Source organism: Aquitalea sp. ASV15 (assembly GCF_016429115.1).
In the GTDB taxonomy this organism is placed as follows: Bacteria; Pseudomonadota; Gammaproteobacteria; order Burkholderiales; family Chromobacteriaceae; genus Aquitalea; species Aquitalea magnusonii.
In genome coordinates, this window is sequence record NZ_JAELTZ010000010.1 from 51,708 (window position 1) to 71,628 (window position 19,921).

The 19,921-nt window shown below is 57.8% G+C and carries 15 protein-coding genes; 4 read left to right on the top strand and 11 right to left on the bottom strand.

From position 1 onward, the window contains the following. Positions 1-12 precede the first annotated feature (12 nt). Positions 13-402 carry a carboxymuconolactone decarboxylase family protein gene (locus tag JHD64_RS06315; protein ID WP_045847912.1) on the top strand — a complete coding sequence of 130 codons (390 nt, stop codon included), beginning with the start codon at positions 13-15 and terminating at the stop codon, positions 400-402. A 109-nt stretch (positions 403-511) separates the two neighbouring features. Beyond that, positions 512-1,009, top strand: a complete 498-nt coding sequence (tpx, locus tag JHD64_RS06320) for a thiol peroxidase (RefSeq protein ID WP_059285720.1) — start codon at positions 512-514, stop codon at positions 1,007-1,009. 74 nt (positions 1,010-1,083) lie between these two features. On the opposite strand, the gene JHD64_RS06325 is transcribed toward tpx, so the two are convergent. The 11 genes from JHD64_RS06325 to JHD64_RS06375 form a co-directional block, all read right to left on the bottom strand. Beyond that, entirely contained in the window at positions 1,084-2,367 is a 1,284-nt protein-coding gene (locus JHD64_RS06325; RefSeq protein WP_059285702.1) for a methyl-accepting chemotaxis protein, read from the bottom strand. A gap of 118 nt (positions 2,368-2,485) precedes the next feature. Next, positions 2,486-4,072 carry a methyl-accepting chemotaxis protein gene (locus JHD64_RS06330; protein ID WP_199052629.1) on the bottom strand — a complete coding sequence of 529 codons (1,587 nt, stop codon included), beginning with the start codon at positions 4,070-4,072 and terminating at the stop codon, positions 2,486-2,488. Positions 4,073-4,343: 271 nt separating this feature from the next. Beyond that, complete coding sequence (locus JHD64_RS06335; protein WP_199052630.1) at positions 4,344-7,586, bottom strand: ImcF-related family protein; 3,243 nt, start codon at positions 7,584-7,586, stop codon at positions 4,344-4,346. 30 nt (positions 7,587-7,616) lie between these two features. Next, positions 7,617-8,378 (bottom strand): hypothetical protein, encoded by a 762-nt coding sequence (locus JHD64_RS06340; RefSeq protein WP_199052631.1) that lies wholly within the window; start codon positions 8,376-8,378, stop codon positions 7,617-7,619. Positions 8,379-8,596: 218 nt separating this feature from the next. Further along, entirely contained in the window at positions 8,597-9,340 is a 744-nt protein-coding gene (locus JHD64_RS06345; protein WP_199052632.1) for a hypothetical protein, read from the bottom strand. Between the two features lie 2 nt (positions 9,341-9,342). After that, a complete protein-coding gene (locus JHD64_RS06350) occupies positions 9,343-11,685 on the bottom strand; it encodes a M23 family metallopeptidase (protein ID WP_199052633.1) in 2,343 nt (780 codons plus the stop codon). A gap of 14 nt (positions 11,686-11,699) precedes the next feature. Further along, positions 11,700-13,991 carry a type VI secretion system Vgr family protein gene (locus JHD64_RS06355; RefSeq protein ID WP_199052634.1) on the bottom strand — a complete coding sequence of 764 codons (2,292 nt, stop codon included), beginning with the start codon at positions 13,989-13,991 and terminating at the stop codon, positions 11,700-11,702. An 18-nt stretch (positions 13,992-14,009) separates the two neighbouring features. Then, the gene (locus JHD64_RS06360) at positions 14,010-14,303 is read right to left on the bottom strand and encodes a PAAR domain-containing protein (protein WP_059286960.1); all 294 of its coding nucleotides are present in this window, start codon (positions 14,301-14,303) and stop codon (positions 14,010-14,012) included. After that, positions 14,300-15,424, bottom strand: a complete 1,125-nt coding sequence (locus tag JHD64_RS06365) for a hypothetical protein (RefSeq protein ID WP_199052635.1) — start codon at positions 15,422-15,424, stop codon at positions 14,300-14,302. Before JHD64_RS06365 ends, JHD64_RS06360 begins: the two co-directional genes overlap by 4 nt. 534 nt (positions 15,425-15,958) lie before the next feature. Beyond that, the gene (locus JHD64_RS06370; RefSeq protein ID WP_199052636.1) at positions 15,959-16,459 is read right to left on the bottom strand and encodes a GNAT family N-acetyltransferase; all 501 of its coding nucleotides are present in this window, start codon (positions 16,457-16,459) and stop codon (positions 15,959-15,961) included. A gap of 20 nt (positions 16,460-16,479) precedes the next feature. Continuing rightward, positions 16,480-17,022 (bottom strand): gamma carbonic anhydrase family protein, encoded by a 543-nt coding sequence (locus tag JHD64_RS06375; protein WP_059286957.1) that lies wholly within the window; start codon positions 17,020-17,022, stop codon positions 16,480-16,482. A gap of 138 nt (positions 17,023-17,160) precedes the next feature. Here JHD64_RS06375 and JHD64_RS06380 point away from each other — a divergent pair, with 138 nt between their 5' ends. Continuing rightward, entirely contained in the window at positions 17,161-19,197 is a 2,037-nt protein-coding gene (locus JHD64_RS06380; RefSeq protein WP_059286956.1) for a M3 family metallopeptidase, read from the top strand. Positions 19,198-19,564: 367 nt separating this feature from the next. Then, entirely contained in the window at positions 19,565-19,762 is a 198-nt protein-coding gene (locus tag JHD64_RS06385) for a hypothetical protein (RefSeq protein ID WP_199052637.1), read from the top strand. Positions 19,763-19,921: the final 159 nt, after the last annotated feature.

Here is a 19,921-nt window from a genome sequence, read left to right on the forward strand (position 1 = left end):
AAAGGAAGCGACATGAGCGAACAAGACCGCGCCGCCGGCAAGGCCCGCCGCACCCAGGTCATGGGTGAGGCCTTTGTCGAGCGCGCCATGAGCAATCTGGATGGCTTTTCCGCCCCCTTGCAGGACTGGCTGAACGAGCATGCCTGGGGCAGCACCTGGCAGCGCGAGGGGCTGGACCTGAAAACCCGCAGCCTGATCACCTGCGCCATGCTGGCGGCACTGGGGCGCAGCACCGAGCTGAAAGGCCATGTGCGTGGTGCCATCAATAATGGTGCCAGCCTGGTGGAAATCCGCGAGGTACTGTTGCACAGCGCCGTCTATGGCGGTGCCCCGGCGGCGGTGGAGGCTTTCCGCAGTGCGCGTGAAGTGCTGAACGAGCTGGGACTCAAACTGGAAGAATAGGCTGACTGACGGCAGGGTTGATTTTCTGCCGCCAGGCCCCACACTGAGTGCATCTCCACCCCCGGCGACCGGTCGCAGCATTGGTCGCTCTTGCTTGAAGGACATGAAGATGGCATCTGTAACCCTGCGCGGTAACCCGGTTGAAGTGGCAGGCACCCTGCCGGTCAAGGGCGACAAGGCTCCGGCCCTGACGCTGACCAATGGCGATCTGGCCGACGTGAGCCTGGCTGATTTTGCCGGCAAGAAGAAAATCGTCAACATCTTCCCCAGTGTCGACACCCCGACGTGCGCCACTTCGGTACGCAAGTTCAACGAAAAGGCTGCCGGCAAGGCCGACACCGTGGTGCTGTGCGTTTCTGCTGACCTGCCGTTTGCGCAAAAGCGTTTCTGCGGTGCTGAAGGCATCGAGAACGTGGTGAACCTGTCCACCTTCCGCAATGCCGACTTCCTGCAAGCCTGGGGCGTGAAGCTGGCTTCCGGCCCGCTGGCCGGCCTGACTGCCCGTGCCGTGGTGGTGCTGGATGCCGACAACACCGTGCTGCACAGCGAGCTGGTAGCCGAAATCGGCAGCGAACCCGACTACGATGCCGCGCTGGCTGTGCTGTAAGCAGCCGGTCGCTACGCAGTAAACACCAACGGCAGCCCGTGATGGCTGCCGTTTTTCATGGTGCAGGGGCCGGATCAGCCGGCGTCGTGGGCCTGGGCGGTATGCGGTCCGCTGTGGCTGGCGCGGATGGTGGTCTCACCCTGGGGGCTGCCGAGCACTTCCGGGCGACTGCCCAGTTGCGACAGCTTGTCGCGGTGGCGCTCTGCCAGGCGCTGGTAGTGTTCGTCGGAGCGGCGGAAGAAAATCAGCTCCTTGTCGGTCATGCGCCTGACCTTGGTGGCCTCCACCGCCGCCTCGTGCGCCAGCAGGCTGCTCTGTTCGGCCATGTCGCGAATGCGCAGTCCCAGCTGGCTGATATCCTCGACGGCGCGGCCCAGCTTTTGCAGCTCGGCCACCGTGCTTTCCAGCTTGGCCTGCAGGCGCGCGCTGGACAGGCCGCCTGCTTCGCGGCTTTGCTGCAGGATGTCGGCACTCAGCCCGGCCAGCAGCTGGGCCACTTGCTGGCTTTGCTCGCCATACTGGATTTGCTGGCGCGTCTGCTCCACCACGCGGGTGGTCAGTTCCAGGACTTGCTGGCTCTGGCCTTCGCTATGAATGGCCGAGACATGCACGTCCTGCATCACCTCCAGCAGCTTGTCCAGTGCCAGATTGACATGGCGGGCCGCCTGGCCAAGCTCGTCCTGGCTGGTGTCGGGCAGGCGGGCGGCGGTATTGCCGGCGGCAATCTTGTCGGCAGCCTGACACATCATCAGGATGCGGTTTTTCAGGGCGCGGGCGGTCGCCAGCTGCAACAGCACCACCACGATGCCCATCAGCACCAGCGGGCCGAGAATGGCGAACAACAGCCGGCCCACCGTGGCCTGCATGTCGGCTTCGACCATGGCCAGGCCATCGTGCTCGGCCTGCAGTTGCTGATCGATGGCGGCGATCAGCGGCAACATGTGCATCTTGTAGGCGGCATCCGGAATGTTCAGCGCATCTTCCGGCGAGGTTTCGGCAATCTTCAGCGCGCTGGCAATCTGGCGGGTAAAGGCTTCCCAGCGTTGGGTCAGCGTCTGGTCGAAGCTGTCGCGCCGTTCGGCCGGCAAGGCAGGCAGGATGTCACCGCGCAGTTGCTGCACTTGCCGGCTGGTATCGGCCAGCTGGCGGGTGGTGCTGTCCAGCATGGGGTCGGCGCGCGCCAGGCTGAGCATGGCGGCTTTCAGTTGATTCAGGTGGGCCGACAGCGCCTGGCGCTGGCGGTATTGTTCGAATTGATGGGTCAGCGAATACAGTTGCACACCGGTCAGCGACAGTGCCAGCACCAGGCTGAGCAGGGTGAAGGCAATGGTAAGCCAGAGGCGTTTGACGAGCGACATGGCAGGCTGTCCACAATGGAAAGCCAACACGCTACGGCAAGATCATGACGCGGTTGTGACGGTTTTATGTCAGGTCATGCCCGCTGTCGCTGCTGCAAAACGCCTGCTGGCGCAGGCCCTAGCTTGCTTGCAGGCGGAACCAGCTGAGCGCCTGGTTCAGCACGCTGGCCGATTCTGCCAGCTGGCGCATCACCGGGCTGGCATCGCGCATCTGTTCGTCGATGGTACTGGCCAGGTGCGCCAGCTCGAAACCGTGCTGGCGGATGCTGTTGCCGGCCTCGCTCTGTTGCTGGCGCGAATGGCTGATATTGCCCATCAGCTCGTCCAGCTGCGCCAGGGTTTCATCCACACTGCTCAGCGCTGCATCCAGCGATTGCTGGGCATGCTGGTTGTCGTGGCTGGCCTTGCCGGCGGTATCGATGGCATCGCCCAGCGACTGCTTGACGGTTTCCACCTTGGCCAGGCTGTCGAAAATGCGCGAGGTGGCGCTGGCCGTACGCTCGGACAGCTTGCGTACTTCGTCGGCCACCACGGCAAAGCCGCGGCCCTGCTCGCCGGCACGGGCGGCCTCGATGGCGGCATTCAGCGCCAGCAGATTGGTCTGGTCGGCCACATCGCGAATCAGCGTGCTGATCTGGGCGATGTCGCCAATGGACTGGTTCAGCTGCTGCATTTCCTGCATGGCAATGCCGATGCGGGCGGCCAGATGCTGCATGGCGGCGGCATTGGCATTGCCCAGCTGGCGTGCCTGTTCGGTGCGTTGCAGCGCCTGGCGCGAGCCGGCCTCGGCCTGTTCGATGAATTGCGCCACGCTGTCGGCCTGGCTGGCAATCTGCTCGGCGGCCTGATTGCTCAGATTGGCCTTGCCGGTTTGCAGGCGGCTGGCATCCGCCGCCTGGCTGGTCAGCAATTGCAGCTGCTGGCTGTCGCGCTGGTTGCGGCTGGCGTGCTGGTGCACATTGGTCAGCAGCTCGCTCAGGCGCTCGAGAAAACGGTTGATGCGCGCCGACATCTGCGCCAGCTCGTCCTTGCCGTTTTCCGGCAGGCGCGAGGCCAGATTTCCTTCGCTCAGGGCATCGACAGCCCGTCCCATGGCCGCCATCTGCAATTTCAGGCGGCGCGCCAGTGCCAGCTGGATCAGCACCACGGCCAGGCTGGCCAGCGCCAGCGGCCCCAGGATGAATACGGCCAGCCGGCTCAGCATGCCGTGCATGGCGGCTTCCTCGCTGCTCTGGTTGCGGCTGGCCTGTTCCAGTTGTTTGTCGAGCAGGGCCACCAGCGGCACCAGGCTTTGCTGATAGGCCTGCTCCGGAATCGACAGCGCATCCTGTGGCGCACTCTGGGCAATGGTGAGTGCGCTTTCCAGGTTACGGGTGTATTCCTGCCATAGCTGGCCGGTCTGCTCCTTGAAGCTCTTGGCTTGTGCTTCGGGCAGGCTGGCGGCGATATTCACGCTCAGCCGTGCAACTTGCTGCTTGATCTGCTGCAGATGCTTGGCCGTGTCCGGCTGCAGGGGGTCGGCCCGCGCCAGGCTCAGCACCCCGGCCTTGAACTGGTAGAGGTTGGCCGACAGCTGCTGATGCTGGCTGTAGTCGTCCACATGCTGGGTAAGCGAGAACAACTGCTGGCTGGTGACGGCCAGCACGATAAGCAGGCTGGCCACGGTAAACAGAATGGTCAGCCATAAACGCTTGATCAGGGACATGTCATGCTGCTTCAGGACGGATGATGCTGCGCAGTGTAGACCCTGAAAATGTCAGTTCCATGACATGACTTAATGCCAAATGCTTATAATTATCTGGGGAATGGCTACATCATTTACAAGCAGGTCTTGCTAATCCGGCTGAATGCCGCGCAATACGGCCGCCGTGGCAGCCATGCCAAGGCGCTTGCCATCCCTGGCTGGCAGGGCGGCCAGCACACCGCGGAGGGGGCTGCCACGCCGCTTGTTCAACGCTCAGGTCGCGGAAGCGGAATCAGCCCGTGGCGCTCATGTTCGGCTTGGTTGCAGTCGGGCCCGTGATGGCAAATACCCGCGTCGGCAGCTTGAATTGCAACAGCTTGAGCAAGGCCAGCGGTCCTTCACCGGCGCTGGTACGCAGGATGTAGCGTGCGGTCAAACCGTCCGGCAGGGCAAAGTCCAGTTGAAAGCGTGCTTTGTCCAGTTGGACTACCCTGGCTTTTTCCAAGAGGCGGATAAAGGCCCAGCGGCCACTGAACTGCAGCGTTTGCCGCATGCCGGTCGCCAGCGACAGCCACTGCAAGTGGGTGCCGGTGTGCTGCCCGGTTTGCGGCCACTGCATGGGGACCCAGGCTTCTTGCTGGTTGAAGTACTGCAACGCCTGGCCATCAATCATCAGCGTGGTTTCGGCCAGCCCCGGCATGGCAACCGGGCGCAGCTCAAACTGATAGCCGGCATCGCCTTCGGCATACAGCAGGCTGGAGAGGCGGCTCAGTGCATTCACCGCATTGAGGAAGTCGGCATCGAAAGGTGCGGCATTCTGCAAGGTGGGGCTGGGCAGCCACTGGTCGCCCTCCTGCACCAGCGCCCCGGCCAGCGTACTACCCAGAAAGCGGGCAATCGCCCCTTGTTCCGGGGCCAGAAAGCCGGTCAGCACCGGGATGGAGCTGTCGTTATTCGTCGCATTGAAAGGATAGCGCCCGGCCAGTTGACTCCCCCAGGGCAGGTAGATGCTACGGCGCCACACATCATTGATGTCGAAGGCCGCAGGCAGCATCACCACCTGGTTGGCACTATCCAGCGGGCTGACAAACAGCTGCTGCGCAAAGCCGGCCCATTCTGCCCCCATGCTGGCAGCCTGCATGGCCGCGTACTCCTGGCCATGGGCCAGCGCATTCTGCTCGCCTTTGAACAGCGCCTGTGCCAACTGCCGTGCCGCCGCATCGGGATTGGGCGAGGCCGCCAGTTGTTGCAGTTTCAGCCGCACCGAGGTGACGGATTCCAGATAACGCGCCAGGCTGACGGTGTTGCCGGTTTGTACATCATCCGGAGCGGCCAGTCGCAACAAGGGGCCAAAGGCGCGGGCCAGCGGGTCGGTAGGCTTGCTCTGTGCCATGGCCGCCTTGTCGCGGGACTTGCCCACTAGTGCGCGGGTTTTGTCCAGCAAGTCACTGGCCAGGGATTTTTCCGCCGCGCCAGCCTGCCCCTGGTACTGGATCATGCTGATCAAGGCCAGCAGCGGCGAGCGTTGCGGGTCGGCATAGGTGTTCAACTGCTCTACCGTGCTGGACAGGCTGTTGGCAGATTGCCAGCGCATGCCGTTCAGCCAGCGTTGCCAGGCAGCGGCGTAGTCATTGAAATACCGTTGCAGCAAACGGGTCTTGAGCAGGCTGCCTTCACTGCGCGCCGCTTCAGCCCCCATCACCCACAGCGCCTCGCCGCCTTGTTTGGGGTCGGCACTGTCGATGGCTGCACGGACATAGCCTTCCCATGCTTCGCGGGTATAGGCACCGGGCAGGGTGCCAGGCAGCAGGAACAAGCCACGGCTGTCCACGCCCGGCAACAGGCTGCTGGCGGTACGGGGCGGATATTTGTCGGCAGCCTGCTGCAGGATGGACTGGTAAATCGTCTCGTCACCATGTTCCACTCCATTCAGGCCAAGCAAGGTCTGCCGGGCTGCCGAGACCACGGCAGGGAGGGCCGCCAGCTTCCATTCCGGGTGTGCTGCCAGATGCTGTGCATAAAAGCGCATGATGTCCACGCGCGGCTGATCGCTGAGTCCACTGCGCTGGCCTAGCTGATCGGACAGGAATGCCGCCTGGGTACGGGAGGGCGTATCCAGCATCAAATAGGCTTTCAGGCTGTCAAATCCCACCTTGCTGGCCAGCGAAATCGCCTCACCACCACCGGACAGCGGCAGCTTGTTCAGCTCAAGCAAAACGCGCTGCATATTCTGCTGGGCAGGCGCAATCACCCACTGCCTGGCCGCCTTGCCATAAGCGGCAAACAGCGGTTCTTGCACCTTGGCATTCAGGTTCAAGCCAAAGCGCGACAGCAGCGGAATCCCCGCCCTTGCCTGCTGCGACAGCTGCTGCAATAACCGTTGGGTGTTGAGCAGCGCCGGCAAGGCTTGCTGGATATTGCGGGCGGCATTCAGCTGTGCAATACGGGCCTGGGCATCCATCAGCAGCGTGTGATTGCGCACGGCCGACACCCCCACCCCCAGGATCAGCAGCAGGGATAGCGCCAAGACCAGCCAGCCGATGCGGTCGGTCAGGGTAAGGCGATGGCGGCGCGGTGGACACTGCACACAGTCCTCCACCATATGGCCCGCGATATCCGGTAAATCACTACCCGCAATCCAGGCCAGGCGAATGATGTGCTGCCCGTCTGGCAGGTGGCGGCTGATCTGCGCCAGCGACTCCGCCAAGTCGTCAATCACACCGGGCTGTTCCAGCGCCGCGGAAAAGGCCAGCGTGGCCGGACCTTTATCCGCCAGCAAGGCTGCCTGGCCGGCAACGGCGCTGTGCCAGACCAGCTGATGCAAATCAGCCCGCGTTTGTGCGGCATCGCCGGGCTGGGTCAGTACACAGGAAATCCCTTGCGGCGGCACTGTCCAGCCAGTCAGAGCAAAACAAACCGGCAGCCGCCACTGGCAACGCGCATTCAAATCCAGCAGCTGCCGTAGCTGCACGCTCCCGGCGGTGGGCAATGCTTGCCCCACCAGTATGACGGCATCCAGCGGCACCCGCCAACGGCCACGCAAACGGGACAGCAGCTTTGTCGGCTGTTCCGGGGTGATGCGCAGCAGCAAGGCATCAGGACTATCCAGCCAGAGCGGTGCCGGGGCCTGGTCAACATCCGCCAGGCTGGATACCGCTTTCTCCGGCAACAGCATTGCCACCCATGGCTTGATGCTGCGCCATTTGCCCGGATATTGGTGGCGCATGTATTGCAGAACGGCATCCAGACCGGCCGTCGTGCCATCCATACCGGTGTTGGCACGGCTCAGGCGCGGTGCCATCAACGCAGCAGGCCCGCGGATCAGCAGCAGCAACCAGACAAACACCGCCAGGGTTGGCAGTAACACCGCCCAGAAGAAAAGACTGGTTTGCAACAGGAAGCCATCCGTCGGTCTCTGAACCAGCGTTTTCCCATACAACCAGACCAGCAACAGTGCCAGCACTCCAATTGCAAACAGGATCAGGGGTATCCAGTAAACGCGGCGGGTGGGGGAGGCGGTTGGCAGGCTGGTCATGGGGCTATGTCCTTTGTTTATAAAAATATTTCATTTCAATTGCGGAAATAACGCTCGGCATTTTTTATTGCTATCTGGGCCATTAAAAATAACTTGTTTCCAATGCGTGGTTTCAAATACGCCAGGGTAGGCACCTTTCTTGCAGGAAATGGCGCTGGATTTTAATGCAAGATATTTGCCATTTGGTGAGAAAAATGCCTTGTCATTATGCCCTGCAAAAAGAGAGCGATCCAAATCTACATTGGAATTTCTATCGGGTGAGAAAAATTGTTTGTGATTTATTTTTAATGGATCTGGAAGGGTGTCATATCCATTTATTGCTTTATTAATAATTACTCCTGCGATGTAGCTATATTTACTTTTCTTTTCATACGTCATTCCAAAAATTGGGTTGATATATAGCAAAATTAAATTGCGCGCACTGTTGGCGTCCATTAGTCGTGCTGATTGAAATGAGTTGGTGATTTCTTGAAAATCAACGTCATTTTTGTCGCAGTTTTCAAGGTCGGAAATTTTTATAAATCCATTTCTATCTAAAATTATAAACTTCGAGTCGGATGAGATGGATGCTGATGTATGTCCAATCCAATATGGAAATTTTATTCGACATGTGTTTTCTTTGTAAATAATTTCCATTTCTTGGATGTTCTCATTTTGTACGGTAATGTTTTGTACTTTAATGTTAGGTTCTGTATTTAAAATTATTGTGGTCTTGGCAGGTGATGGGGATGACAAGTTGAAAAGTATTGTAAATGGCATTGCCAAGCTGCTAATTTTTTGAGTACGTATCACTTAACACTCTCCTTGGTGGTAAAGTGAAATCGGCTGGCGTGTTATCTTGATTTGTATTGTTCTAAATCGCTATTGTGGTGCCATAAATAAGTTCAATTTTGAAGATGCGATTTTACAAACGGATAGGCCATGTTGCAGTCAATCAGCATGATATTGCTATTGAATTTCTTGTAAAAAGTGATTTTTCACGCTGCATTGCTTGGTTTTTGAATTTGCTTTTACTTCAATTGTGGAAATAATGCCCGGCATTTTTTATTGCTATTTGGGCCATTAAAAATAACTTGTTTCCAGTGGGTTGTTTCAAATACGCCAGGGTAGGCACCTTTTTTGCAGGAAATGGCGCTGGATTTTAATGCGAGATATTTGCCATTCGGTGAGAAAAATGCTTTATCATAAGGGCCTGCAAAAAGAGAGCGATCCAAATCTACATTGGAATTTCTATCGGGTGAGAAAAATTGTTTGTGATTTATTTTTAATGGGTCTGGAAGCATGCCGTATCCATATATTTCTTCATTAACAATTATTCCTGCAATATAGATAAATTTACTTTTCTTATCATGAATTCCTATGGTTGGGTCTATATAAAACACTAATAGGTTTGTGCTTTTATTGATATCTTGAGTGATGGAGTTGTTTTCATGAATGTCTTTTAGATAAATTCCGCTTTTGTCGCAGACCTTCAGGTCGGCTATGCTTGTAAATGCTCCGTTGTTAAGAATAATAAATTCATTATCTGAAGACAGTTTTGCAGATATTGCATCTGTTCTGTAAGGATAGTTAATTTTGCACGTTATTTTGTCTAAATTAATATATAACTCATGATTTATTGATGGTATTGTGCTTGTTATTTTTAAAATTGGCTTGCTTTCAATATTGATGGTGGTTGCATGTGATTTGAATGTTAATATTATTGTTGTAAATAGTAAAATGGAGTAATAATTAAATTTACTTAATTTTTTCATGTTCATATCTTTATTTTGAAAGCAAAGCCGAAGCGATTTGCATATTTTACGGGGAGGAAGGACTCTGGCATTTCAATTTCATCTCCAATTACATAGTTGATGCGATATGTATGGCTCTCTCTGTCAAGTAGGCCTATATCACCACCATTAATTTTTTTTGTTATTATTTTGATCGTGGACTTGTCAATGTGAGTCATTGTCAGTTTCGCTTCCTGTCTTATACAGGATAAATAGAATCCTCCGCTATCGATGCAATTGTATGTGTTTATTGATAATAATTCTGGGTTTTCAATATTTGGTGGTTTCATTTTCATTTTGGACTTATTTCTTGTGAGGTATGCTGGGTCGTTGGTCCAGTTTTCGTCGAACAGAGTTTTATCAAGCCACGCTCTGAAAATCCAATACTTGGAATAATTTTCAAGACCTGTCAGCTGTTTGAAGCCACGACCTCTAAATTTTTGCGCATCATCACCATCAAGATTGCCATTGCGCCAATTGTAGCCGCTTGCTATTAATTTCCCTTTGCTGTTGTATCTTTCTCTAGCGTAGTATTCTGTTTTTTCATTGGCCTCGCGCCCCCACCAGTGTTCGATTTTTATTTCATGGCTTTGCAAGGATTCTTCCACCGGGGCTAGTCCCTTCTTGTTGATGTAATCTTGATACTGTGCAATTTCGGTCATATTGCTCAGTTGTGCACATTCGACACAGCCTTGGCCGAAGAAATGGATGGTTTGCCAGCCAATGTCAAAACCGTATTTGCTCACCGTTTGATTGATGGCATTTTTATATCTGGCAATAAGGTATTGTGGTGTAATTTCCGGCCTGCTTTTATCTATTGCAGGGATGAAGATATTTTCCATCTCGAAGCTGCCAAACCATTTGCACTTGCGAAATGTCTGGATGAATTCACGTGGGTGGAAGTGCCAGATGTTGTCATCCAGTGATCGGTCGTAATGCGATTCTTCATTCGGGTAGTACATTTTTTGGGTCATTACTCCGGTTCTGTTCTTTATTTTCTCCCAAAAACACAGTATCTTTATTTTTTCTTTTAACAGATCAAAGGCTTTGTCCGACATGACTTCTGATTTTGGGTTGAGGTAGCTCTCCTTTTTCATCCAGCCATAGCGTTCGTCAATTTTTGTGCCATCCCACTCGCTTTTGAATTGGCAAATTAATCTGGATAGTGTGTTTGTCTTGGCAGAAAACGCGGCGATCAGTTTTTGCCTGGTTTTTTCTTGTTCCTTGGGGAGTAGCAGCTGCTGGATATAGGCGGAATGGCATAGTCCGTCACGGGTTTTGTCATCATCAACGAAATGCCAGCCCAGCCAGTGTGGAAAGTCTGCATCACTGTATTTCTTGATTTTTTCGTCACGAATATTGATCCAGAATAGGCCCTGTGGCGTGGTGATTTGCTGGTAAATGTTGGCGTGCGCCGGAAGTTCGCGGTTGTGGCTCTTTGAAATCAAGCGGCCGTAGCGTAGATATTCATAAATCGTACTTTGACTAGCTTCGGGAACTTGTTTGCCGATATCTTTAGTCATTCGGTATAAATTGATGTCGTAATTCTTCCAGTAAGGAGGAGTTATTTTATTGGGCACAGTAATAAATGTCCCATTTTGTAAAATACGGGTAGTCAGTGTTGCGGTGCGGTGGCCAATTTCCATGGTGACGTACAGATCTTGCGTGGTAGTGCCCGCTGGTTTGCTCTGGCCTTTGGGGGCTTTGTCTCCGCTGTAGTAGGGTGTTCCTTGCGGGATGTAAAAATGGCTATCGCCAAAGATGATGTTTTCTCTGCCGTTTTTACTTAAGTCCAGTTTGCCGGATGTGCGCCCTGTCAGCCTTCTCAGGTTTTCGGTATTGCAGAATATTTCAAAATGAAAACCGCTCATCCCACCGGTATAGCCCGCTTTGCCGATGATTTGCTTGCGGGCCAGTATTTTTCCCTGCTGGAATGCAATCATCACTTCCGGGCTTAATTTGCCGAGGTTTTGATAAACCGAATAAAAAACAACGTATCCATCCCGGCCACTACCTATTTCTGTTTCATGGCGCATCACCACGCAGCCGGGGGTGTCGAGTCCATTTCGTCGTAAGGGCGAGTCTTCATCCGGATTCAGTTCGCCAGGGCCACAGTCTCGGTAATGAATGACATAGCCATTGGCGATGGCGCGGACATTGTTTTGTTCACCGCTGCCGGAAAGTTGCACATGCATGCCGCCGTGCCACTCGAATTGACTGGTTACCGGATAGCCACCCAGGGTGGTGGAGGGTAATAAGGCGTTTAGCCATTCGCTGTCCGGCATCTCATGCTGGGCCTGCTTCAGGGTGGGTGGGCTGATATTCATCGGTCACTCCGTCATTAAAGTGAAAGGCCTTTGTTTGGCAGCAAATCGGTTTGCGGAAAGCTGTCGTCTTCGTGCTCCAGTCCCGCCTTCCCTTCATTACTCAAGGTGCCGTGCAGCTTGATATCGCCAAACACCTCGATGCCCTTGGCGCTGATGCGGATGCCATGGCCGCCTGCCGCCAGTTCGATGCTGTCGTGCCCGGCGATGGTGATGTGCTGGTTGCTGTTCAGCCGCAGTGCCTTGGCGGCGGACACCGCCAGCGGGCCGCCTTGTGCCTGGATGTCCACGCTGCCCTGGTTGGCATAGAGACGCGCGCCGCCGCTGCGGGCAAACAGGCTGATGGCGCCGTTGGCGTTGTGGCGGATGTCGCCCAGGGCGGCGTGGCTGATGTGCTGGCCGGCGGTGACGGCATAAGTGGCACCGGCAGCGTGCTGGATGGTGTGCGGAGTGGTGAGGCCGATGCCGGCCGGGGCGCTGATCAGGATGCCGGCCTGTGCCAGTTGTTTGAGCGACTGCTGTAACAGGTCGACCTGGGCCTGCACATCCGGCGGCAGCGCCCTGGCGGTGGTGGCCGCATCGGCCAGGGCTTTGGCCAGCCGGTTGGCTTGTTCCAGCTGGTGCAGCGCTGCGGCCATGTCCAGTTGTGGCGTGGCGGCCACGGCTTTGGCTTCGGCGCTGATCAGCAGGCCCTTGCCGGCGCGGAGGGCACCCCAGTGATCGGTGCGCAGCTCAAAGCCTTCGCCGCGTGGCGCGCGGGCGGCATCCACCAGGTGGCCGATATTCAGCTGGCTTTTGCCGTATTCGCTGGCCAGCTTGATGTGTTCCTTGCCCTGCAAATCCTCCATGCGCAGCTTGTTGTTGGCCTTGGTGCGGATGACGTTGCGGCTGTGCCACTGGCTGGTGATGGGGTCGGGCCGCTCGCTGTCATGGGTGATGGCGGCGATATAGGGCTGGTCCGGATCGCCATCGCTGAAGGCGAGGTGGACGATGGTGCCGGCGTGGATGGGCATATGAAAGCCGAATTGCCGTCCGGCAAACGGTTTGGCCAGTCGTACCGCGCGCGAGTCACCGCCGGGGCTCCAGCTGTCCAGGTCGAACAGATAGCGCACGCGGTAGCGGCCATGCTCGTCGAGGAAGGGGTAGTGATAGCTGTTATTGCCGGGGCTCACCACCCTGGCGGGCAGGGTGCCGTGTATGCGCGGTTTGGGGGGAAGGGCGGGTCGCCAGACGCGATCCGCCGGTATGGCGTGGAAGCTGTTGTGGTAGGCGCTATCGCGGCTGCCGGCGTGGGTCACGGCGGTAATCAGCCAGCCGTGCGGGGCGTCGGCAAAGGGGTGGGTCAGCTTCAGCACTTCGCCGGGGCGTAGCAGGCTGACATTGCTGTCGCCTCTGGCGCAGCATTGCCGGCTGACGGAAAGTTCGTGGCGGATCTGTGCCAGCCGGACGGATTCCTCGTCATCACGATTGCCATCGCCCCAGTCATAGTCCTCGCCATGGGCGGCAGGCACTTCGCCAGTAAAACCGGCGCTGCCATCGGGTAGCTGGCTGGCGGCCATGTCGTTGAAGTTGCGCCGCCGTGTCGTGTGCAGCATCGGGCTGTGCCGGATGCGAAAGGCGGTCACTGCCTCGGTGCCGACACTTTCCAGTCCGGCCTGCTCGCGCAGCGGGATATTGAGCAGCTGGCCGCGGCGGTAATGCTCCAGATTGTTGCCAAACTGGATGACATCCTTGCCGTCACTGGACTGGGTGAACTGGTAGAAGATGCCGGCCTGCGCGGCCAGGCGGCTGAGAAAGGCCAGATCGCTTTCGCGGAACTGGGTGAGGTGTTCGTAGCTGGCTTGTGCGCCGGTCAGGGTGAAGTGGAAATCGCTGCCAGCCAGCCCATGTTTGCGCAACAGCGCTTCGATGACCTGCGCCACCGTCATGTTCTGGAACAGTCGGGTAGTGCAACTGTCCTGCAGCAGGGCCAGGCGCGGGCCGATGGTGAAGGTGTACAGCGTTTCCTCCGCCGTGCTGCGGCCACGTTCTCCATGGCGCACCACGCCGTGCCAGCTGCGTTGGCCTGCCACCTCGCTGAGCAGTGGCGGGAGGCCGGGAATGGCCAGCGGCGGTGCGGTGGATTGCGGGGTGATGCTGAAGGTGACCGGCAGGCCGATCAGCGGGGCGAGGGCCAGGTCGCGGTCGGGTAATGTCACCGCCACGCTGAGTTGGTAAGGCGTATCCAGCGCTTCTTCAATCTGAAAGGAATGCACGGACGGGGCGAGGCGGAAGCGGGCGGGGAAGTTCAGCTGGTAAACGTTGCGCATGGGGTGGCCTCTGGTGGGTCAGGTGGCGACCTGCCATTCCTGGCAGTCGTGGATGAGGCGGGGATGAACAGGGCAGCGGCACAGTACCAGGTCACCGCTCAGTGCCAGGGTTTTGCCCTTGATATTGTTTTGCCCCAGCGTGCCACGTGGCCCGGCCATGGCGATGACGCCGATACGGTTGCAGACGTCACAGCGCACTTTGGCTCCGATGAAGGACACCGGAATGCCAAGCAATGTCGGTCCATCGACCATGCCTTCCACTACTTCGCCGCGTCCGGTGATGCGGCAGCCTTGGCGGATGACAAATCTCATGCGGTGGCTCCTGTTGTGGTTGATGCGGGTGGCAGAGCAATACCGGCCCAGTGCTGAATGCCCTGCCGGCTGTGCCAGCCCATGGGTTGTTGTCGCAGCGTCGCGGCTTCCAGTGCCATCGCCGTCATGATCCAGCAGCCCAAGGCACCGGGATTGCCCCAGTAAGGTTCATGTTCCACGGCGTCGATTTGCCAGCCTGCCGCAGACAGCTCTGCCAGGCCGTCATGGTTCAGGCTGAAAAAGGATGCGGGCGGATCGGCCAGTGCGGCATTGCCTTGCGCTAATGCCAGATGTTCTGGCGCGCTGAACAGCACCGGCCGGGACAGGCTGGCACCTTCGCCGGTATTGCTTGCCAGCATGGCAAAGGCAGCTTCGGCGGCGGGTGGGCCATGGCTTGCACCGAAGCTGGCTGCCGGCGTGACGATGCCTGCCAGCAGGTGGTAACTGGCATCCGGCTGGGTGTGCAGCGCATCCATCACGGCATCGATATCCTCGGGGCTGTGCAAGCGATGCGGGCGGGGAGTCAGAAAGATGCCCAGCTCGCTGGCATGCTGGCGAAAGCGTAACCACGTGTCTTCGCTACCACTCCAGGAGACGGCGAGTGAGGCGTTCAAGGCGGGTTGAGGCCACTCGGCCAGCAGCGTGGCCAGCTTGGCAGGGAGGTAATGGGTGGCAGGAAGGCTTTGTTGGCTGTCGTCCGGCATGGGGGGCATTTCAGCAAGTGGTGTGACAGCGTGCGCTGTCGCAGCGTCGTTTGCGTCGCTGGTTTCCTCATCCCCCATCTCCTCATCTGTATCCGGATAAGGAAGCCACGTGGCCTCGTCGTCATCCTGCGTGTCGTCTGTGGCGGCGGTGGATTCAGGTTCAGCCAGATAGGGCGGTGCCGCGGATTCAAACTGCGGCACTGGTAACACCTTGCTGAACGGGACAGGTGTTGCGCGTAGTCCCTGGAGCAGAATCTGGCGATCTGCCGCGTGCATGCAGGCCGGGCCAAGCAAGGCGATCTGCCGGATATACAGCCGCGCTTTGCGGCGCTGTTCTTCCTGGTGATAGGCGGCGAGATGCAAGGCATTGCGGTGATCAATCACCCAGCCTGCCAGCAGCCAGCCGCTGTAGCGCAACAGTGTCCAGAAGCTGGAAAGAATGAAACCGGGCGCGGCAGCCTTGAGCCAGAAGCCGGTCAGGGGAGCCGCGGTGGCGGTGCTGACTGCCGTGGTGTAGGTGCTGATCAGCGTAGAAAGCAGGGTGCAGGCAAGTATCAACATCACATAGCGTGGCCAGTTGGGCTTGGCTGGTAACGCTTCTTGCTGCAGTCGATTTTCGGATGCTTGCATGCCATGCAGACCAATCGCAGGGAAGATTGATCAGGCATTACACTGCGCTAGATTTTGATCAGCAATGCCCACTCAGCCAGTTTTGCCGACTGCTCGTGTCTAAAGAATGGCGGGTGTCGAGTGGCCTGCCATTGCTAATGGCGCGCAATGATTGTGAGCCCATGCCAGGCAGGACGGGCGTGATGACTGACATGCCAAGCCATCACTGCCAGCTGGCAAAAATCCATTCCCCCGCAGTCCGGATCAGGTTGCCAGGTCAGATAGGCGGATGGGCAGTAGATGAGGAAGGGAAAGGCCCGCCCAGCTGGCAGGCCATGGTACTTAGCGGCTGCTCAGTAACACGCAGGGCTGGCCATTGAGTTCGAACTGCGCCTCCACCACCATGCCCAGCTTGGCATGCGCCTTGAGCGAGGCCTGGTTGTCGGCATGGATGAACAATACGGCCTGCTGGCCGGGCAGTTGCCGTTGCAGCTGCTGCCACATGGCGGCCAGCAAGCCCTGGCCGCGTGCGCGTGCTGCCAGGCAAACCGGGCCATAGAAATAGAATGGCCCGGTGCCGTGATGCAGCTGTGCCATCTGTATTGCCACCGGACTATCCTGATGCCGGCTGCTGCTGGTAAACAGCACGCCCAGCAGGCCGGCCTCGTCTTCCGCCAGCAGTATCGGCATCTGGTCTGCCGTGGCTTGTGCCAGCCAGTGACTGATCTTTTCCACCGGAAAATCGCCGTGCAGCGTACCGCCCTGGCTGCTGCTTTCCGGCAACATCAGCGCGGCAATGGCCGCGACATCGCTCTCGTTGGCATTGCGTAGTTGCAGCGGCATGGCAAGTCTCCGGTGAGGGTTTATTGCAGATTGGGTTTGTGCTTGTTGGCGACGCGGATGTAGTGCTCGGCCGAGTACTTGAAGTAGGCCAGTTCCTGCTCGGTCAGCTTGCGCGCCTGTTTCACCGGGTTGCCCAGGTAGAGATAACCGGACTCCAGCCGCTTGCCCGGCGGCACCAGGCTGCCAGCGCCAATCAGCACGCGGTCTTCGATTACGGCGCGGTCCAGAATGATACTGCCGATGCCCACCAGCACTTCATCGCCAATGGTACAGCCGTGCAGGGTGACGTGATGGCCGATGGTGACGTGCTTGCCAATATGCAGTGGCGCGCCCACCGGGTCGCTGTCGCGCTTGTGGGTGACGTGCAGCATGGCAAAGTCCTGGATATTGCTGCCCTCGCCAATATGAATGGCGTTGACGTCGCCACGGATGACGGCAAACGGCCACACCGAGGCATCATCTGCCAGCGTCACGTCGCCAATCACCACGGCGGCAGGGTCGATATAGCAGGAGTCGGCAATCTGCGGGGTCGTGCCATCATAGGGGCGGATATTGCGATTCATCAGAACGTCCTCATCTAACAGGTTCAGGATTCCCTATCATATAGCAATGGTCGCCGCCGGTTCGCCGGCTGGCCGCCTGATTTCGATACCGGCGCAGTGCTGTGCCAGCCACTGCCAATTGCCCACAGGAAGTGAACAATGAGCCAGAACCCGCTCCTCGACTTTACCGGTCTGCCACGCTTTGCCGAGATCCGTCCCGAACACATCAGCCCGGCCATCGCGCAATTGCTGAGCGAGGCCCGTCACACCGTGGCGCAACTGACCGCGCATGTGGATAGCCCAAGCTGGGAGAACTTTGTTGATCCGCTGACTGATGCCACCGAGCGGCTGTCGCGCGCCTGGGGCGTGGTGGGGCATCTGAATGCGGTGGTGAATACCCCGGAACTGCGCGATGCCTACAACGCCAACATCGCGCCCATTTCCGAATTCTGGACCGAGTTGGGCCAGAACCTGGCCTTGCTCGGCCAGTTCAAGGCCATCGAGGCCAGCCCGGCCTATGCCGGCTACAATGCCGCCCGCCAGAAAATCATCCAGAACGATCTGCGCGATTTCCGCCTGTCCGGTGCCGAGTTGCCCGAGGCGCAGCGCCAGCGCTATGCCGCCATCCAGAGCCGTCTGGCCGAGTTGTCCGCCCGCTTCGAACAGAACGTGATGGATGCCACCGACGCCTTCAGCCTGTATCTGGAAGACGCCAGCGAGCTGGACGGCGTACCGGAAGACGCACTGGCCCTGTTTGCCGCAGCTGCCCAGGCCGATGAAAAAACCGGTTACAAGATCACCCTGCAGTTCCCGTTTTACTTCCCGGTGATGCAGTACGCCCATAACCGCGCACTGCGGCAGAAGCTGTACGACGCCTATGTGAAACGTGCGTCGGAGTTCGGCCTGCCCGAGCACGACAACACCGAAATCATCCGCGAAAAGCTGCAACTGACGCGCGAAGAGGCCCAGCTGCTGGGCTTTGCCAATTATGCCGAGCTGTCCTTGTTTACCAAGATGGCGGAAAGCCCGGCGCAAGTCATTGCCTTCCTGCGCGACCTGGCCGCCCGTGCCAAACCGTTTGCGGCAAAAGACCGTGCCGAGCTGGAAGCCTTTGCCAGCAAGGAGCTGGGCCTTTCCGACCTGCAAGCCTGGGACATTGCCTATGCCGCAGAAAAACTGCGCGTGGCGCGCTATGCCTTCTCCGAACAGGAAGTGAAGCAGTACTTCCCGGAGAGCAAGGTGCTGCCCGGTCTGTTCGGCGTGGTCAACACCCTGTATGGGGTGCAGGTGCGCGAGAGCAGCGCGCCGGTATGGCATGACGATGTCCGTTTCTACGACATCCTCAAGGATGACCAGCTGGTGGGTAGCTTCTACTTTGATCTGTACTCGCGCGAGGGCAAGCGCCCCGGTGCCTGGATGGACGACGCCCGTGGCCGTCGCAAGAAGGGCGACACCATGCAAACCCCGGTGGCCTACCTCACCTGCAATTTCACCCGCCCGGTGGGCGACAAGCCGGCGCTGTTCACCCACGACGAAGTCATCACCCTGTTCCACGAATTCGGCCACGGCCTGCACCACATGCTGACCCAGGTGGATGAGCTGGGCGTGTCCGGCATCAATGGCGTGGAATGGGATGCGGTAGAGCTGCCCAGCCAGTTCATGGAAAACTTCTGCTGGGAGTGGGATGTGCTGCAAGGCATGACCGCCCATGCCGAAACCGGCGCAACCCTGCCGCGTGACTTGTTTGACAAGATGCTGGCCGCCAAGAACTTCCAGAGCGGCATGATGACGGTGCGCCAGCTGGAGTTTTCGCTATTCGACATGCTGCTGTATACCGATTTTGATGCCAGCACCGGCGATTGGCTGGCCTTGCTGGACGAGGTGCGCCAGGAAGTGGCGGTTAACTTCCCGCCGTCCTACAACCGCTTCCCCAACAGCTTCAGCCACATTTTTGCTGGTGGTTATGCGGCGGGCTATTACAGCTACAAATGGGCGGAAGTGCTGTCGGCCGATGCCTATGCCGCTTTCGAAGAGGCTGGCGGTGCCAATGCCGCCACCGGCAAACGCTTCTGGGATGAAGTGCTGGCCGTTGGTGGCAGCCGTTCGGCGCTGGAATCCTTCCGTGCCTTCCGCGGCCGCGACCCGCAGATCGACGCACTGTTGCGTCACTCCGGCATGGTGGAACAGGCGGCCTGAGTCACAACAAATATTTACAGGAGGGGAGGGAACTCCCCTGATTTGCTCTGGCTCTAATCTTTGCTCAACGGGTTATCTCCAAGAGCAGCAAGCGAGCCAGACGCTTATCTCTGCCCCTCAACGGACATCGATATTGTGTCTTTTCCCCTACCCCCAATCCCCCTTGGGGGTATTTTTTTGCCTGCTGTTCCACGGCAGACATGAAAACACCGCCATGCGGCGGTGTCGGATCGTGCTTTCAGTGAGATGACGCCTCGGTGAAACAACCTGGCGCTAAGCGGTACATGACCGGGCGCAGGGCGGAATCGCCATTTCACTAAAATCAGCTGGAAGGTTCGTTGTCTGCCTTGTCGGGACGATGCGGACGATGATGCTGGGCAAAGCCGGGCGTGCGCAGGGTAAAGGCATCGCTAAAGGGGCGCAGCGTGGAACGATTGGGGTTTTTGGTCGGGCAGAGGGGATGTTGCTGGGACTGCAGGGGTTTGCTTTGTCTGGACAATTTGCTTCTACCGGTGATGAACATGGGTCCATTCTAGCCAGCAATCGCCTGCTTCGGCAAATTTGATCAAATTTACTGTTGTTTATTTGTTCAAGCCAGCGGCTGTTCGGCGCTGCATATCCGTTAAAACAATTGCTACAGAAATGCCATATTGCCCCGCGACTAATCGGGTAAGATGGCGTCGATTTTCCGCCATGCCAGCCCGCTTAGCCGGTTGGTCTTGGC

Excerpts from the sequence above, each read along its gene's own strand:
- JHD64_RS06350 (WP_199052633.1), bottom strand. The coding sequence starts at position 11,685 with ATGAATATCAGCCCACCCACCCTGAAGCAGGCCCAGCATGAGATGCCG.
- JHD64_RS06370 (WP_199052636.1), bottom strand. The coding sequence starts at position 16,459 with ATGCCGCTGCAACTACGCAATGCCAACGAGAGCGATGTCGCGGCCATT.
- JHD64_RS06345 (WP_199052632.1), bottom strand. The coding sequence starts at position 9,340 with ATGAAAAAATTAAGTAAATTTAATTATTACTCCATTTTACTATTTACA.
- JHD64_RS06335 (WP_199052630.1), bottom strand. The coding sequence starts at position 7,586 with ATGACCAGCCTGCCAACCGCCTCCCCCACCCGCCGCGTTTACTGGATA.
- JHD64_RS06330 (WP_199052629.1), bottom strand. The coding sequence starts at position 4,072 with ATGTCCCTGATCAAGCGTTTATGGCTGACCATTCTGTTTACCGTGGCC.
- JHD64_RS06325 (WP_059285702.1), bottom strand. The coding sequence starts at position 2,367 with ATGTCGCTCGTCAAACGCCTCTGGCTTACCATTGCCTTCACCCTGCTC.
- JHD64_RS06375 (WP_059286957.1), bottom strand. The coding sequence starts at position 17,022 with ATGAATCGCAATATCCGCCCCTATGATGGCACGACCCCGCAGATTGCC.
- tpx (WP_059285720.1), top strand. The coding sequence starts at position 512 with ATGGCATCTGTAACCCTGCGCGGTAACCCGGTTGAAGTGGCAGGCACC.
- JHD64_RS06315 (WP_045847912.1), top strand. The coding sequence starts at position 13 with ATGAGCGAACAAGACCGCGCCGCCGGCAAGGCCCGCCGCACCCAGGTC.
- JHD64_RS06355 (WP_199052634.1), bottom strand. The coding sequence starts at position 13,991 with ATGCGCAACGTTTACCAGCTGAACTTCCCCGCCCGCTTCCGCCTCGCC.
- JHD64_RS06380 (WP_059286956.1), top strand. The coding sequence starts at position 17,161 with ATGAGCCAGAACCCGCTCCTCGACTTTACCGGTCTGCCACGCTTTGCC.
- JHD64_RS06360 (WP_059286960.1), bottom strand. The coding sequence starts at position 14,303 with ATGAGATTTGTCATCCGCCAAGGCTGCCGCATCACCGGACGCGGCGAA.
- JHD64_RS06385 (WP_199052637.1), top strand. The coding sequence starts at position 19,565 with ATGATGCTGGGCAAAGCCGGGCGTGCGCAGGGTAAAGGCATCGCTAAA.